The sequence below is a fragment of the Kitasatospora sp. NPDC088134 genome, from assembly GCF_044741705.1.
Lineage (GTDB): Bacteria > Actinomycetota > Actinomycetes > Streptomycetales > Streptomycetaceae > Kitasatospora.
Window position 1 is genome coordinate 249,828 of record NZ_JBIUTD010000007.1, and the last position, 15,002, is coordinate 264,829.

Below are 15,002 nucleotides of genomic sequence, written 5' to 3' on the forward strand. Positions count from 1 at the left end.
GCCACTGGTATAGACCTTGACCCTTGATGGACTCCCGTGCGAAGGTCGGCACCGACGGGGGTCATCACTGAAGCATCACAACTCTTCCGAACCTTGCTTCCCACACGAGCGCGTGGAGTTGCGTTGACGCTTACCCCAATCCCGGTGCGCGGCCGCACGGTTGCCGCGGACTGGGTCGACGAGCAGTTACTCGCCGGACCGGACGGCGAACCGTGCCTGCGCTTCGGCGCACCGGTGAGCAGGGGCACGCTCCGGGCCCTGGTGTCCGAGCGGCAGCGGCAGTTGGCCGCCGCCGGTCTCGGCGCGAACGGCACGGTGGCGCTGCGGATGCCTCCGTCGGCGGAGTTCGTCGCGGTCCTGCTGGCCGCCTGGCGCTCCGGCGCGCAGGCGGTCCTGCTGGACCACCGCCTGACCGCCGCCGAGGTGGACCGCGCGGTGGACCGGCTGCACCCCCGGGTGCTGGTCGAACTCGCCGACGGACGGCCCCGGTTCGAGCAGCTGCCGGGGGGTGCCCCGGCCGCCACCGGGCACGCCCTGGTACAGCTCAGCTCGGGCTCGACCGGCCCGTCCAAGGTGATCGCCCGGACGGCCGCCGACCTGCTGAGCGAACTCGACCGCTACGCCCGGCTGCCGGAGTTCCCGGCCCGCGGCGAGCGGACGGTGCTGCTCTCCTCGACGGTGCACGTCCTCGGCCTGGTCGGCGGGCTGCTGCACGCCCTGCACGCGGGCGTCGAACTGGTGGTGCCGCAGCGGATGACCCCCGCGGGCATCCTGGCGGCGATCGCCGAGGGCGGCGCGCCGACCACCGTGATCGGCGTGCCGTTCCACGCCGAGCTGCTGGCCGCGGCCGCCGCGCCGCCCGAACTGCCGCAGCTGCGGCGGATGATCGTGGCCGGCGAGCTGGTCCGCCCGCAGCTGCCCGCGGCCTTCCGGGCCCGCTACGGGGTGCCGCTGGGCACCATGTACGGGATGACCGAGGTCGGCGTGATCGGCACCGACCTGACCGGCCGGCACCATCCGGCGGTCGAACCGGTCCACGGCATGGAACTCTCGCTCGCGGGCGGTGAGTTGCACATCGCCCGGGAGCAGTCGCCGTACCTCGGCCTCAGCGACCCGACCCGCTGGTCGGACGGGCTGCTGCACACCCGGGACGCCGCGCTGATCGACGCCGGCACCGGCCTGGTGACGGTGCTCGGACGGCGCGACTCGCAGATCTCCATCGGCGGTCTCAAGGTCGACCTCAACGAGGTCGAGCAGGCCCTCGCCGGGCTCCCCGGCGTGGTCGAGGCCGTGGTGGTGTTCGCCGACGGCGCGATCGAGGCGTACGCCGCGACCGCCGAAGGCACCTGTTCCCCGCTGTCCGGACCGGGCGGCGCGGCCGAGCGGTTGCGCGACCTGCTCGGCGAGGAACTGGCGGGCTACAAGCTGCCCCGCCGCCTGCACCTGCTGCCGCAGCTGCCCCGGACCGCCACCGGGAAGCTGCTGCGGGACGCCGCCGCCCTGCGCCGACAGGCCGACGCCGCCGCCCGCTGATCCACCCCGCCCCACCTCCGTCCCACCCCGTCCCGGTGCGCCGCCGCCCCGGGCGGGCCGCCGGTCCAGACCCCGGCCGCCCGTCCGCCGGTCCGCGCTGCCCGGACACCGCACGCCCTTTTCCCCGGGCGGCCGCGGACACCGCACGACTCCGTACGACTCCGCACGGCCCCGACGAAACCCCGACGCGTTGAAGAGAGAGCAGTCCATGCAGGAGAAGATCCGCGAGTTCATCCTCACCACCCTGGCGTCGATGAACTACGATGTCTCGCAGGTCACTTCGGAGACCGACCTGGGCCCGGCCGGCCTCGACCTGGAGTCGCTGGCGCTGGCCGACCTCGCGGTGCAGGTCGAGGAGGAGTTCGGCATCCGCTTCGAGCTGGACGACATGGAGTCCACCGCGCTGATGACCATCGACGAGTTCAGTGCCGAGGTCGCCGCCCGGATCGAGAAGACCTCGGTGGGCAGCGCCTGATGGACGTCCGACCGCAGCAGGCCCGGCGGGCGGGGTTCGACCGCGCCGAGGCGCTGGCGATGCTCGCCCGCTACGGCGACCGCTCCCCCGAGCAGGTCGACGAGCACCTGGGCTCGCTGGAACTGACCTGGCTGATCGCCGAGGCCGAGCAGGCGTACCAGGTCCAACTCGACCTGGAGGACGACCGGTTGGACGCCATCCGGACGGTGGACGACGCGGTCGCCGCGCTCGGCGCACAGATCGCCGCTCAGCTCGACGCTCAGCTCACCGCGCAGCACACCGCCCACCGCCCGGGCGTTCCGGACCCGGGGGCCGCCGCGCCATGACCGCGACCGCTCTCCGGAACGGCCCGCCGCGGCGCGCCGTCCTGGTCGGCGGCGTCGGCGTCCGCTCCGCGTTCGGCGCGGGCCCGGCCGCGCTCACCGACGGCGTGCTGGCCGGCCGTCCGGCGTTCGCGCCGGTGGACCGGTTCGCCACCGCCGGGTACCGCACCGACCGGGCCGCGACCGGGCCCGGCTCGCCCCGGCTGGCCGACCTGCTGACCGCCGTGCTGGCCGAGGCGGGCGCCCTCTCCGGGCCACCCGACAGCGAACTGACCGACCGGAAAGAAGAGTTGCTGCTCGCCCTGCACGGCGACCGGCGGGCCGGACCGGTCGCCGCCGAGGTCGCCGCGCGCACCGGCCTGCGACCCCGGGTCTACACCGGGGCGTGCGTCGCCGCCGCCACCGCGGTCGCCGACGCCGCCGCGCTGATCGCCGCCGGCCGCCGCGAACGCGTGGTGGTGGCCGCCGGCTACCTGGTCGAGCCGGACACCTTCGCGGTGTTCGACGCCGGCCGGGCGCTGGCCGGGGACGGCGCGGTCCGCCCGTTCAGCCTGGGCCGGCAGGGCATGCTGCTCGGCGACGCGGTGGTCGCGGTGGTACTGGAGTCCGCCCCGGCGCTGCGTCGGCGCGGCGGCAACGCCCTTGCCGTGATCACGGGTTGGGGCCGCACCGGGGACGCCCACCACGTCTGCCGGCCGCGTCCCGACGGCGCCGGACTGGCCCGGGCGGTGCGCGCCGCACTGGCCCGGGCCGGTGTCGGGCCGGAGGCGGTCGGCTGGGTCAACGCCAACGGCGCGGGCTCCACGCTCGGCGACCTGGCCGAGGCCGCCGCCCTGCACGAGGTGTTCCCGGCCGGGACCCCGCCGGTCAGCTCCACCAAGTCCCTGCACGGCCACGCCCTGGAGGCTTCCGCGCTGCTCGAACTCGCCGTCACCGTCGGCGTGCTGGGCGCGGGCGCGCTCCCGGTCAACGCCGGCTGGCAGGCCGCGGACCCGGGCTGCGCGCTCGACCTGGTCCTGGACCGTCCGCGCCCGGCCGCGCCCGGCCCCGTCCTGACCGTCAACGCCGCGTTCGGCGGCGCCAACACCGCACTCCTGGTGGCCCCCGCATGACCGCCCCGAGACCCGACCTCACAGCCCTTTCCACCGAACTCCCCGCCGCGCCACCGCCGTCGGAGCTGCCGCCCCGGCTGCTCGACGGGCCGCTGCGGGTGCTCGCCGCCGCCCGCTGGCCGGAGCGGCCGGACGACGCGCTCCCGCCGATCGCGGGATTCGTCGAGTCCAGCTTCAGCCCGCTGGTGGCCGAGACCGCCGAACGCTGCCTGCGCCGCCACTACGGGCCACCGCCCGCCGCCGGCGCACCGCGCACCGCCCTGCTGCTGGCCAGCCCGACCGGCGACACCGGCACCGCAGACGCGCTCTCCCTGGCCACCGGGACCGGCCGCCGGGTCGCCCCGCTGCTGTTCTTCCAGTCCAACCCGAACGCCGTCCTCGGCCACCTCGCGGCCCGCTGGCAGCTCGACGGCCCGGTCGTCGCGCTCGGCCCCGGCTTCGAGGACGAGGCCGAACTGCACACGCAGGCAAGGCTGTTGATCGAGGACGGCGACGCCGACCAGGTCCTCGCCGTCACCGCCGTCCAGGGCCCGCCGGACCGCGCCACCGCCGTCCTGCTCGCCCCCTGAAGACCCCTGAAACCCCCGAAGACCCTGAAGGCCCCTGAAGGCCCCTGAAGGCCCCGCCCGTCCCCCTCCCCGCGGCTTCCCGCGCCCCGACCAGAACGGGACCCATGACCATCCGCTCCCTGCGCGCCGTCCTGTCCGAGGACAGCTCCGTCGGCGCCGGCAACGTCCTGACCACCCGGGTCGAGCAGGGCCTCGGCCTGGACTCGCCGACCCTGACCTTCGACACGCCCGTCGACGGCCACCCGGCCGGGCAGGCCCTGACGCTCCGTCAACTCGACCTGGCGGTACGGGCCAGGGCCGCCGCCCTGCACGGACTCGGGGTGCGCCGCCGCGACCCGGTCGCCGTACAGGCGTCCGCCGCGGCCGACCAGGTACTGGCGTTCCTCGCCCTGACCCGGCTCGGCGCGATCCCGGCCCTGCTCAACCCGGCGCTGGACGCGGACACGTCGGCCCGCTACCTGCGCCGGTTGAACGCGGTCGGGCTGCTCGCCGACACCGGGCACGCCAAGGCCCTGGCCGAGCACGACTTCGGCTTCGGGCCGGGCGCCGGGCTGCTCGCCGACACCGCCGAACTCGCCGACGGCGACCCGGAGTCCGCGCCCGCGCCGTACCGGCACTGGCCGAGCGATCCGGTGGCGATCACCCACTCCTCCGGCACCACCGGCCTGCCCAAGGCGGTGCTGCACTCGCACGCCAGCCTGTACGCGGCGATCCGGCACCGGCTGCTGCTGCCCCGCCCGCAGGGCATCGACCGGGTGCTCAGCGCGCTGCCGGCCGCGCACGCCGCGACCCTGATCGCCACCAACCTGGCGCTCTCCTTCGACGCCCAACTGCACCTGCTGTCGCAGCAGTCGGGCGCGGCGGTGCTGGACGCGATCGAGGAGTGGCGGCCGCAGGGCGTGTACGGCTTCGCCACCACCTGGGCCGACCTGGCCCGGCACGACCTGGCCGCCCGCGACCTGGCCTCGGTCGGCCTGTGGTGGAACACCGGCGACTGCGCGCACGAGGCGCACATCCGCCGCCTGGTCGCGCAGGGCTCCCGGGAGACCGCGACCCGGCAGGGCCGGGTCCGCACCGCCGGCTCGGTGTTCATCGACGGCCTGGGCTCCTCCGAGATGGGGCACTCGCACTTCCACATCACCCACACCGTCGACTCCGACCGGTACGGCCGCTGCGTGGGCCGCCCGCACGCCTTCGTCGACTGCGCGGTCCTCGACCCGGACGGCAACGAGCTGGGCCCGGGCGAGGTCGGCGAGCTGGGCACCCGCTCCCCCACCCTGTCGCCCGGGTACTGGAACGACTCGGTGACCACGCACCGCACCCGGGTCCGCGACTACTTCCTCACCGGCGACCTGATGTACCGCGACGAGGACGGCTACTACTACCACGTGGACCGGGCCGTCGACACCGTCGACCTCGGCGGCGGCCGCCGCCTGCACACCGCCGCCAGCGAGGAGCGGGTCCTGGCCGCCTGCCCGGACGTGCTGGACTGCACGGTGGTGGCGTTCCGGGACGGCGAGCGGGTGGTCGCCGACGTGCTGCTGCAGCTCGACCCGGCCGCCGACCAGGACGCCGACCGCACCGCCGAGGTGCTGGCCGCCCTGGAGCCGCACGTCGCCGGGACGGTCCGCGCCGTGCTGGCCGTCCCGGACGCCCGCATCCCGCTCGGTCCGACCGGCAAGGTCCGCAAGGTGCTGCTGCGCCAACGCCACCTGGCCGAGACCGGCGCCCGATGAGCGGCCCTGGCCTCCCGGGCCGCCCGGCGGCCTCCCGGGTCGACGCGCAGATCACCGGCATCGGCTGGGTGACGCCGCTGGGCCGGGACGTCCCGGGGGCGTTCCGGGCGCTGGCGGCGGGCCGCTCCGGGCTGGTCGTCCCGCCGGAGGGGCACCCGGCGGCGGGCTGGCTGAAGGTGGCCGGCCTCGCCCCGGAGGTGCCCGCCACCGAGGTGCTGCCGCCGACCGAGACCCGGGTCGCCGACCGCTTCCTGCTGCTGGCCCTGGCCGCTGCCGACGACGCCCTGGCCGACGCGAAGCTGACGGTCCGTCAGGACACCGATCCGGAGCGGGTCGCGGTGGTGCTGGCCACCGGCGGCGGCGGACTGGAGAGCTACGAGCAGCAGGCCGCCGGGCGGCGCGAGCGCGGCCGGGCCGCCGTCAGCCCGTACCTGCTGCCCGGCATGCTGTCCAACATGGGGGCGGCCCGGATCGCCATCAAGCACGGTATCCGGGGCTACAGTTCGGCCGTGATCACCGCCTGCGCGGCGGGCGCGCAGGCGGTCGCCGAGGGCCTGCGGCTGATCCGCGGCGGCGAGGCCGACGTGGTGGTGTGCGGCGGCGCGGAGGCCCCGCTGCACCCGACCATCGCCGCAGCCTTCGACAACTCCCGGGCGCTGGCCGCTGGTTGGGACGATCCGGCGCAGGCGTCCCGGCCCTTCGACGCCCGCCGCAACGGTTTCGTGCTGGGCGAGGGCAGTGCCGTCCTGGTGCTGGAGCGGGCCGAGCACGCGGCCGCCCGGGGCGCCTGCGCCTATGCGTCGGTGGCCGGTTGGGGCGCGGCGACCGACGCCCACCACCCGACCATGCCGCGCCCGGACGGGGCAGGCGCGGTCTCCGCGATGCGGGCCGCGCTGCGCTCGGCGGGCCTGGAGCCGTCGGCCGTGGACTACGTCAACGCGCACGGCACCGGGACCAAGTTGGGCGACCGGGCGGAGACCGCGGCGCTGCGCGAGGTGTTCGGCGGGCACGAGCCGTGGGTGAGCTCGACCAAGGGCGCCACCGGCCACCTGCTGGGCGCGGCCGGGGCGGTGGAGGCCGCGGTGTGCGCGCTGGCCGTCGCGGAGGGCCTGCTGCCCCCCACCCGCAATCTCGAACAGCCGGACGAGGCCTGCGCGTTGCGGCACGTCCGGGGCGCGGCCGAGCACACCGTCGTGCGGCACGCCCTGTCCAACTCGATCGCCTTCGGCGGCCACAACCTGAGCCTGCTGCTCGGGCCGCCGGGCATTCCGGCCAAGCACCTCGGAGGGTACTCATGACCGTGCCGGGCATCGCCTACACCGAACTGTACGTGGAGGACGCCCACAAGTACGCCGCGCAGCTGCGCGACGACTGGGGTTTCACGCTGACCGCGCCGACCGCCGTGGCGCCGGGCACCGCCCAGGTGCTGGCGCACCAGGGGTCGATCCGGGTGCTGGTGACCTCGGCGGTGGAGACCGAGCACCAGGTCGCCGAGTGGGTGCGGCGGCACGGCGACGGCGTCGCGGTGATCGCGCTGCGGCACACCGACAAGGTGGCGGCCGCGGCGGCGGCGGAGCGGGCGCTGAACGCGGGCGGCGGCTGCCTGGACGGGGCGGGCACCGTCTCGGGTTTCGGGGACCTGGCGCTGCGCTTCACCGACGCGGTCGACCTGCTGCCGGCGGGTGAACTGCCGGGCGCGGGCGCGCTGTCGCTGCTGGACCACGTGGCGATCGTGGTGCCGGGCGGGCAGTTGGAGCGGTCGGTGGAGTGGGCGGTGCGCGGCCTGGGTTTCCGGGAGATCTTCCGCGAGTACGTGGAGGTCGGGGACCAGGCGATGGACTCGCGGGTGGTGCAGAGCCCGTGCGGGGCGGTGACCTTCACCCTGCTGGAGCCGGACACCTCGCGGGCGGCCGGGCAGATCGACGGCTTCCTGGCGGCGCACGGCGGCGCGGGCGTCCAGCACCTGGCCTGGGCGACGGCCTCGATCACCGATTCGGTGCGGGAGCTGGCGGCCCGGGGGGTGGCGTTCCTGAGTACGCCGGGCGCGTACTACGAGGCGCTGGAGGGGCGGCTCGGCCCGACCGCCATCCCGGTGTCGGAGCTGCGGGAGACCCACGTGCTGGTGGACCGCGACCACGGCGGCGAGCTGTTCCAGATCTTCGCCCGTTCGACCCATCCGCGCCGGACCTTCTTCCTGGAGCTGGTCGAGCGGCGCGGCGCCGGCACCTTCGGCACCGCCAACATCAAGGCCCTGTACGAGGCGGTGGAGCGCGAGCGCGCCACCGCGGACAGCTGACCGGAGCGGAGAGCACCGACATGACCACCACCATCGAGCCGTTCGCGCTGACCGAGGAGGAGTCGGCGCTGCTGCCGACCACCGAGGAGGTGCTGGAGTACGCGGAGCGCGGCTGGTACCTGTCGCGGCGGCTGTTCTCGGACGCGGAGCTGGACCTGCTGCAGGCCGCGACGGAGCGCTACTACGCGGGCGAGCGGGACCGCGAACTCCCGGCCCGGCCGCCGCACTTGGCGTCCTGGAAGCCGTCGGACGGGCCGGTGCAGCGGCACAACGACTACGTGCACTACGAGCACGCGGAGATCGGCCGGATCCTGCGCAAGCCGCTGCTGGGCGCGGTGGCGGCGCGCCTCGCGCAGGCGGCGGAGATCCGGCTGTTCCAGTCGACGCTGATCTACAAGCCGCCGGTGCCGGGCGAGCCGAGCAACGTGGTGCCGTGGCACTTCGACAAGCACTACTGGCAGACCTCGACCTCGCAGCGGATGCTGACGGCGTTCCTGCCGTTCCACGACTGCACGGAGGAGATGGGCACCATCACCATGGTGGACGGCAGCCACCGCTGGGAGGAGCGGCCGGGCGGGGACGACTCGACCCGGCACTTCGCCGCCCGGGACCGCTCCGAGCTGGAGCAACTGCTGCGCGAGAACGCGGAGTTCAACGGCTGCGAGGTGCACACGGTGCCGGTGGTGATCCCGCGCGGGCACGTGTCCTTCCACCACTGCCGCACGTACCACGGCTCGGGCCCGAACCGGTCGGCGCAGCCGCGCCGGGCGGTGTCGCTGCACCTGCAGGACGGGTCGAACCGGTACCGCTCGTTCCTGAAGGCGGACGGTTCGCCGGTGGTGTACAACCACGACGCGGTGGTGCGGCGGGACGCGGACGGCCGACCGGACTACGCGGACCCGGAGTTCTGCCCGGTGCTGTGGCGGTCGGAGCCGCGGTCGTCGGATTCGCAGCCGTCGGGGTCGCAGCCCTCGGAGTCGCGGCGGTCGGGCCGGTGAGCCTGCCGCACCTGGCGGACCCGGCGGGGCGCTACCGGGCGATGCGGCTGATCCGCTCGTTCGAGGAGCTGGCGCTGGAGTGGGTGCGGTCGGGACTGATCGTCGGCGGCACCCATCCGTACATCGGGCAGGAGGCGGTGGCGGTGGGCGTCTGCGCGGCGCTCGATCCGGCCGATCGGCTGACCTCCACCCACCGGGGGCACGGGCACGTGCTCGCCAAGGGCGCCGACCCGGCCCGCCTACTGGCCGAACTGGCGGGCCGCGAGGGCGGGTTGAACCGGGGCCGGGGCGGGTCGATGCACGCCGCGGACTTCTCGCTGGGCATCCTGGGCGCGAACGGCATCGTCGGCGCGGGCGCGCCGATCGCGGTGGGCGCGGCCTGGGCGGCGCGGCAGCGGGGCGAACCGACGGTGGTGGCCTCGTTCTTCGGCGACGGCGCGCTCAACCAGGGCGTGCTGCTGGAGGCGTTGAACCTGGCGTCGATCTGGCGGACCCCGGTGGTGTTCGTCTGCGAGAACAACGGCTACGCGACGACGCTGCCGGCCGGGGCGGCGGTGGGCGGTTCGGCCTGCGGCCGGGCGGCGGCGTTCGGCATCCCGGCGGAGACGGTGGACGGGATGGACGTGGAGGCGGTCCGGGCGGCGGCGCGGCGGGCGGTGGAGCGGGCCCGGTCGGGCGGCGGCCCGTCGTTCCTGGAGTGCCTGACGTACCGCTTCGAGGCGCACCACACCATGGAGCGGCGGTTCCGGCTGTCGTACCGGACGGCGGCGGAAGTGGCGTCCTGGCGGGAGCGCGATCCGCTGGTGGCGGCCCGTGCCGACCTCCCCGGGGCGGACACAATCGACACCGAAGTGTCACAACTACTGGCGCGGGCCGCCGTTTTCGCGCAAGAATCTCCCGTCCCCGACCCGTCGTCGGCGGCGGACTTCCTGTACGCCAGCGGGCTGCGGCCCCGATCGGGAGCGACCCTGTGACGCTGTTGTCGTACGCCAAGGCGATGAACCGCGCACTGGCGGACGCCCTGGAGGCGGACCCGGCGGTGTGCGTGTGGGGGGAGGACGTCGGCGCGGGCCTGGCCGGCCTGACCCTGGGCCTGCAGCAGCGCTTCGGGGCGGGGCGGGTGGTGGACGTGCCGCTGTCGGAGCAGGCGTTCACCTCGGCGGGCGTCGGCGCGGCGCTGGCCGGGATGCGGCCGGTGATCGAGTTGCAGATCCCGTCGCTGCTGTTCCTGGTCTTCGAGCAACTGGTCAACCAGGCGCACAAGTTCTCCCTGATGACGGGCGGTCAGGCCCGGGTGCCGCTGACCGTGGTGGTGCCGGGTTCGGGTTCGCGCAGCGGCTGGGCGGGCCAGCACTCGGACCACCCGTACGGCCTGTTCGCGCACGTCGGCGTGAAGACGCTGGTCCCGGCGACGCCCACCGACGCGTACGGGCTGCTGAGTTCGGCGATCCGGGACGACGACCCGGTGGTGCTGTTCGCCCCGGCGGGCGCGCTGGGCGTGCGCGAGGACGTGACGGCGCCGCTGGCGCCGGTGCCGCTCGGCTCGGCCCGGACGCACCGCCGGGGCGAGGACGTCACGGTGGTCGCCGTCGGCCACCTGGTGCACCAGGCACTGGCGGTGGCCGAGGAGTTGGCGGACGAAGCTTCGGTCGAGGTGCTCGATCCGCGCACCCTGTACCCGCTGGACCGGGCGGCGCTGGTCGAGTCGCTGTCCCGCACCGGCCGACTGGTGGTCGCCGACGACTCGAACCGCTTCGCCGGGTTCGCCGCCGAGGTGCTGGCGATCGCCGCCGAGGAGTGCCGGCTGCTCGCCCCGCCGCGCCGGGTGACCCGCCCGGACGGCGCGGTCCTGCCGTTCGCCCTGGGGCTGGACCGGGCCCTGCAACCTTCCCACGAGCAGCTTCGGGACGCCGTCCGCGCCGTCCTGAAGTGAACCACCGCAACGTCCAGCCGCGTTGCTCCTCTCTTTTCCCCGACACCACACCCACGAGGAGTGCAGCCATGAGTGACCGTTACCACTGGGACCGCAGCCACCCGGGCCTGACCGCGCTGCGGGAGTCCATCGAGGAGGTCCGCCGCGAGGTGGTCACCCACCCGATGTACCTGTCGCTGGACACCCTGGAGAAGGTGCGGACCTTCCAGCAGACCCACGTGTTCGCCGTCTGGGACTTCATGTCCCTGCTCAAGTGCCTGCAGCGGCAGCTCACTTGCGTCACCCTGCCGTGGCTGCCGGACGGGCCGACCGCGAGCCGGCGGCTGATCAACGAGATCGTGCTGGTCGAGGAGAGCGACGAACTCGGCGACGGCTACATCAGCCACTTCGAGCTGTACCTGGACGGCATGGCCAGGGCGGGCGCGGACACCGCCCCCGTGACGGCCTTCCTGGCCGCGATCCGCTCCGGCCGGACGGTCGCCGAGGCCGCGAAGGACGCCGAGATCCCGGCCGCCGCCGCGGAGTTCGCGGGTGTCACCTTCGACATCATCGAGAACGCGCCGGTGCACTGCCAGGCCGCCGCGTTCGCCTTCGGCCGGGAGGACCTGATTCCGGAGATGTTCGAGCAGGTGGTGCGGATCGACGACGCCGAGGGCCGACTGGGCGTCTTCAAGGACTACCTGGCCCGGCACATCGAGGTGGACGGCGAGCAGCACACCCCGATGGCGATGCAGATGCTGATCGACCTGTGCGGGGACGACCCGCAGCGCTGGGAGGAGTGCGGGGCGACCGTCCGCGCCGCGCTGCGCGCCCGGGTCGCGCTGTGGGACGCGATCACCGCCGAGCTGTAGCGGCACCGGAGCGGGCCGGGGGGACTCCGCCCCTCGGCCCGACGCCCCCCTCGGCCGCCCTGGCCGAGGCACCGGCCGGGGCACCGACCGGGGCCGCTTTTCGCCCCCGGCGGGGGTCGCTCCGTCCGGTGATCCTGATCACCCCTGGGCGGGGTGCCCACGGGCGGGCGGCCTCCGCCCGTAGGGTCGGGAGCGCACAGCGCCCCTTCCCCGCCCCTTCCCCGCCGGAGGCCCCAGGTGACGGCACGTCAGCTCCTCGATCTGCTGGTCGACCCCGGGAGCTTCGACAGCTGGGACGCGCCGATCACCGCCGAGCACGCCGACCCCGGCTACCGGGACGCGCTCGCCCGGGCCCGGGCCCGCACCGGCCTGGACGAGGCCGTGCTGACCGGCCGCGCCCTGCTGGACGGCCGCCCGATCGCCCTGGTCGCGGGCGAGTTCGGCTTCCTCGGCGGCTCGATCGGCGTCGCCACCGCCGAGCGCATCACCCGCGCCGTCGAACGGGCCACCGCCGAACGCCTGCCCCTGCTCGCCCTCCCCGTCTCCGGCGGCACCCGGATGCAGGAGGGCTCGGCCGCGTTCCTCTGCATGGTCCGGGTCACCGCCGCCGTCCACGCCCACCGCTCCGCCGGCCTCCCCTACCTGACCTACCTGCGCAACCCCACCATGGGCGGCGTCTTCGCCTCCTGGGGCACCCTCGGCCACCTGGTCCTCGCCGAACCGGCCGCCCGCCTCGGCTTCCTCGGCCCGCGCGTCTACGAGGAACTGCGCGGCGAACCCCTCCCGCCGGACGTCCAGCGCGCCGAGACCCTGGCCGCGAACGGCCGCCTGGACGCCATCGTCCCGCCCGAACGGCTCCGCGACTTCCTCGCCCGCGCCCTCACCGTCCTCACCGCCCGGCCGGGTTCGAGCCCGGAACCGCCCCCGGCCGCCCCGCCCGTCCCGCTTCCCGCCGACGACGCCTGGGAGTCCGTGCAGCTCAGCCGCCGACCCGGCCGCCTCTCCGCGCTCGAACTCCTCGAACACACCGCCGAGTTGCTGCTCCCGCTGGACGGCGACAGCTCGCTCGTCCGGGCGCTGGCGCTGATCGGCGGGCGGCCCGTGATGGTGGTCGCCCAGCAGCGCCCCGGGCCGGGGCAGCCCGAAACCCCGTTCACCGCCGCCGACCTGCGCGCGGTGCGCCGCCAGGCCCAACTCGCCGAAGAACTCGGCATGCCGCTGCTCACCGTGGTCGACACCAGCGGCGCCGAACTCTCCGTCGCCGCCGAACTCGACGGCGTGGCCCTGGAGATCGCGCACTGCCTGACCACCCTGGTCGGCCTGCGCACCCCCGTGCTGGCCGTCCTGCTCGGCCAGGGCAGCGGCGGCGGCGCGCTCGCCCTGCTGCCCGCCGACCGGGTGATCGCCGCCCAGCACGCCTGGCTGGCCCCGCTGCCGCCCGAGGGCGCCTCCGCGATCGTGTACCGCGACGGCGAGCACGCCCCGCAACTCGCCCGCGCCCAGGGCATCACCGCCACCGCCCTGACCGCCACCGGCCTGGTCGACCAGGTCGTCCCGGAGACCGACGGCCCCGCCGACCTCCGCGACCGCCTCGCCACCGCCGTCACCACCGCCCTCACCGAACTCGCCGCGCTCCCCACCCCCACCCGCCTCGCCACCCGCGCCACCCGCAACCGCCACCTCGGCGGACCCGCCTGACCCGCCCCCCCGGGGCCCGCTCGCACCCGGCCCCACCCGGCCCCCACCGCCCCGCCCCGCCTGCTCGACGCACGCGAGGACGGCGAGGGCGCCCCCGACAGTGCCCCGCTCCCGACGGCCACAACGGCCACCTGCGCCCGTTCACCTGCCTCCCGCTACCCACGGCCCCGCCCCGCCTCTTGTCCCACTTCCTCCCCCGTGCCCGGACTCCGCCGGAACCGGCGGCCCGGGCCGCGCCCGCGTAGGCTCCTCGGCATGGACGACCGACTCCGCGACCTGCTGGCGAAACTGCCCCGGCTCACCTCCGTCTCCGCCGTGGACGGGCTCGCCGCCGACCTGCTCGCCGCCGGCGCCGCCGAGGCCGTGCTCGGGTTCGGCCTCGCGGTGGCGGGGCGGGCCGGTGATCCGCGCGTCTGGCAGTACCGGGCGGCGTTCGACTCGGTGTTCGGGCTGCTGGCGGCCGCGCCCGGCGCGGAGAACGCCGAACGGGCGCTGCGCCTGCTCTCCGCGCTGCCGCCCGGCGACCGCCGCGAACTCCGGCGGCGGGTCTCGGTCCTGGCCGCCGACCGCCCCGTCGAGGAACTGGCATCCGCCTTCGCCGAACCGGCCCCGGAGGAGCTGCGCGCCTTCCTGGCAAGGGAGTTGCGGCTGCGCGGGACGGACCTCTCGACCGTCCCCCTGCTCGCCGCCCGGGCCGCCGTCGAGCAACCCGCTTACCAGCAGTGCCCGTTCGGCCTCGCCGCTGCGGACGACCTCCCGGAACTTCCGCCCTACCCGGGCGCGGAGCCCGGCGCCGGCGGCCTGGCGATCGTCCCGTCCGGCGCCGAACTCCCCCCGCTGGCAAAGGCTTCGGGGCACGCGGCCCGCGAGGTGACCGCCCCGGACGACTTCACCGCTCTCGGGGCCGCCACCGCCGGATGGGCCGCAGGTTCCAACGGCCGTACCGAAGCACGGGTGTTCGCCCTCCCCGCCCCGCTGGAACCCGATACGCCCGAGGCGCTGCGCATCCTCCTCCCGTCCCTCGGACTGGACTGCCTGCGCGACCGCAACGACCGCTCCGGCCTGGCGGTGCGGGCCACCGACGCCACCGCCGTCTGGGAGTTGCTGTTCGCGGTCGCGCTGCACGGCGGCGCCTACTCCTCCGGTGTCGACGGGGCCCGGGCCCGGCTGGTCGCCTGGCAGTCGCTGTCCGCACTGGCCGACTGTCCCCGGTCGGCGGACCTGGCCGCGATCGAGCGGCGGGCCGAGCGGTGCGCCTGGTTCGCGTTCGAGGCCGCCACCGGCTGGTTCGACCAAGTCGCCTGGGACCTCGGCCTGCTGGCGCTCTCCCCCGACCGCACCCGGCTCGCCGTCCTCGCCGCGACCGACACCGACTGACACCAACTGGCACCGACTGGCACCGACTGGCACCGACCGACACCGACCGACCCGGCGGGGAGCCACCGGAGAACCTTGGGAACCGTTGCCGGGGCAGGTGC

General features: G+C 75.5%; 14 protein-coding genes. All 14 read left to right on the forward strand.

Features of this window, described 5'->3' with window-relative positions; translation table 11 throughout:
* Positions 1-123 precede the first annotated feature (123 nt).
* The 14 genes from ACIOHG_RS14475 to ACIOHG_RS14540 all read left to right on the forward strand — a co-directional run bounded on the left by ACIOHG_RS14475 (position 124) and on the right by ACIOHG_RS14540 (position 14,901).
* Positions 124-1,533 (forward strand): class I adenylate-forming enzyme family protein, encoded by a 1,410-nt coding sequence (locus ACIOHG_RS14475; RefSeq protein ID WP_400949704.1) that lies wholly within the window; start codon positions 124-126, stop codon positions 1,531-1,533.
* Positions 1,534-1,741: 208 nt separating this feature from the next.
* On the forward strand, positions 1,742-2,008 hold the full coding sequence (locus ACIOHG_RS14480; protein ID WP_400949706.1) for an acyl carrier protein: 267 nt from the start codon (positions 1,742-1,744) through the stop codon (positions 2,006-2,008).
* A complete protein-coding gene (locus ACIOHG_RS14485) occupies positions 2,008-2,334 on the forward strand; it encodes an acyl carrier protein (RefSeq protein ID WP_400949708.1) in 327 nt (108 codons plus the stop codon). The genes ACIOHG_RS14480 and ACIOHG_RS14485 overlap by 1 nt, the downstream gene beginning before the upstream one ends.
* On the forward strand, positions 2,331-3,443 hold the full coding sequence (locus tag ACIOHG_RS14490) for a beta-ketoacyl synthase N-terminal-like domain-containing protein (RefSeq protein ID WP_400949711.1): 1,113 nt from the start codon (positions 2,331-2,333) through the stop codon (positions 3,441-3,443). Before ACIOHG_RS14485 ends, ACIOHG_RS14490 begins: the two co-directional genes overlap by 4 nt.
* Positions 3,440-4,012, forward strand: a complete 573-nt coding sequence (locus ACIOHG_RS14495; RefSeq protein WP_400949714.1) for a hypothetical protein — start codon at positions 3,440-3,442, stop codon at positions 4,010-4,012. Before ACIOHG_RS14490 ends, ACIOHG_RS14495 begins: the two co-directional genes overlap by 4 nt.
* A gap of 104 nt (positions 4,013-4,116) precedes the next feature.
* Positions 4,117-5,748 carry an AMP-binding protein gene (locus tag ACIOHG_RS14500; protein WP_400949716.1) on the forward strand — a complete coding sequence of 544 codons (1,632 nt, stop codon included), beginning with the start codon at positions 4,117-4,119 and terminating at the stop codon, positions 5,746-5,748.
* Positions 5,745-7,046: a beta-ketoacyl-[acyl-carrier-protein] synthase family protein gene (locus ACIOHG_RS14505; RefSeq protein ID WP_400949718.1), complete on the forward strand. Its 1,302-nt coding sequence runs from the start codon at positions 5,745-5,747 to the stop codon at positions 7,044-7,046. The genes ACIOHG_RS14500 and ACIOHG_RS14505 overlap by 4 nt, the downstream gene beginning before the upstream one ends.
* Complete coding sequence (locus tag ACIOHG_RS14510) at positions 7,043-8,044, forward strand: VOC family protein (RefSeq protein WP_400949721.1); 1,002 nt, start codon at positions 7,043-7,045, stop codon at positions 8,042-8,044. Before ACIOHG_RS14505 ends, ACIOHG_RS14510 begins: the two co-directional genes overlap by 4 nt.
* A 20-nt stretch (positions 8,045-8,064) precedes the next feature.
* Entirely contained in the window at positions 8,065-9,042 is a 978-nt protein-coding gene (locus ACIOHG_RS14515) for a phytanoyl-CoA dioxygenase family protein (RefSeq protein WP_400949723.1), read from the forward strand.
* Complete coding sequence (locus ACIOHG_RS14520) at positions 9,039-10,016, forward strand: thiamine pyrophosphate-dependent dehydrogenase E1 component subunit alpha (RefSeq protein ID WP_400949726.1); 978 nt, start codon at positions 9,039-9,041, stop codon at positions 10,014-10,016. Before ACIOHG_RS14515 ends, ACIOHG_RS14520 begins: the two co-directional genes overlap by 4 nt.
* The gene (locus ACIOHG_RS14525; protein ID WP_400949728.1) at positions 10,013-10,975 is read left to right on the forward strand and encodes an alpha-ketoacid dehydrogenase subunit beta; all 963 of its coding nucleotides are present in this window, start codon (positions 10,013-10,015) and stop codon (positions 10,973-10,975) included. Before ACIOHG_RS14520 ends, ACIOHG_RS14525 begins: the two co-directional genes overlap by 4 nt.
* Before the next feature lie 68 nt (positions 10,976-11,043).
* Positions 11,044-11,826, forward strand: coding sequence for a DUF3050 domain-containing protein (locus ACIOHG_RS14530; RefSeq protein WP_400949731.1), 783 nt, complete (start codon positions 11,044-11,046; stop codon positions 11,824-11,826).
* 237 nt (positions 11,827-12,063) lie between these two features.
* Positions 12,064-13,524: a carboxyl transferase domain-containing protein gene (locus ACIOHG_RS14535; RefSeq protein ID WP_400949734.1), complete on the forward strand. Its 1,461-nt coding sequence runs from the start codon at positions 12,064-12,066 to the stop codon at positions 13,522-13,524.
* Positions 13,525-13,779: 255 nt separating this feature from the next.
* Positions 13,780-14,901 (forward strand): DUF6183 family protein, encoded by a 1,122-nt coding sequence (locus ACIOHG_RS14540; protein ID WP_400949737.1) that lies wholly within the window; start codon positions 13,780-13,782, stop codon positions 14,899-14,901.
* Positions 14,902-15,002: the final 101 nt, after the last annotated feature.

Bases quoted from the DNA above. Each gene is read 5' to 3' on its own strand.
- ACIOHG_RS14480 (WP_400949706.1), top strand. From the start codon at position 1,742: ATGCAGGAGAAGATCCGCGAGTTCATCCTCACCACCCTGGCGTCGATG.
- ACIOHG_RS14485 (WP_400949708.1), top strand. From the start codon at position 2,008: ATGGACGTCCGACCGCAGCAGGCCCGGCGGGCGGGGTTCGACCGCGCC.
- ACIOHG_RS14490 (WP_400949711.1), top strand. From the start codon at position 2,331: ATGACCGCGACCGCTCTCCGGAACGGCCCGCCGCGGCGCGCCGTCCTG.
- ACIOHG_RS14495 (WP_400949714.1), top strand. From the start codon at position 3,440: ATGACCGCCCCGAGACCCGACCTCACAGCCCTTTCCACCGAACTCCCC.
- ACIOHG_RS14500 (WP_400949716.1), top strand. From the start codon at position 4,117: ATGACCATCCGCTCCCTGCGCGCCGTCCTGTCCGAGGACAGCTCCGTC.
- ACIOHG_RS14505 (WP_400949718.1), top strand. From the start codon at position 5,745: ATGAGCGGCCCTGGCCTCCCGGGCCGCCCGGCGGCCTCCCGGGTCGAC.
- ACIOHG_RS14510 (WP_400949721.1), top strand. From the start codon at position 7,043: ATGACCGTGCCGGGCATCGCCTACACCGAACTGTACGTGGAGGACGCC.
- ACIOHG_RS14515 (WP_400949723.1), top strand. From the start codon at position 8,065: ATGACCACCACCATCGAGCCGTTCGCGCTGACCGAGGAGGAGTCGGCG.
- ACIOHG_RS14530 (WP_400949731.1), top strand. From the start codon at position 11,044: ATGAGTGACCGTTACCACTGGGACCGCAGCCACCCGGGCCTGACCGCG.
- ACIOHG_RS14540 (WP_400949737.1), top strand. From the start codon at position 13,780: ATGGACGACCGACTCCGCGACCTGCTGGCGAAACTGCCCCGGCTCACC.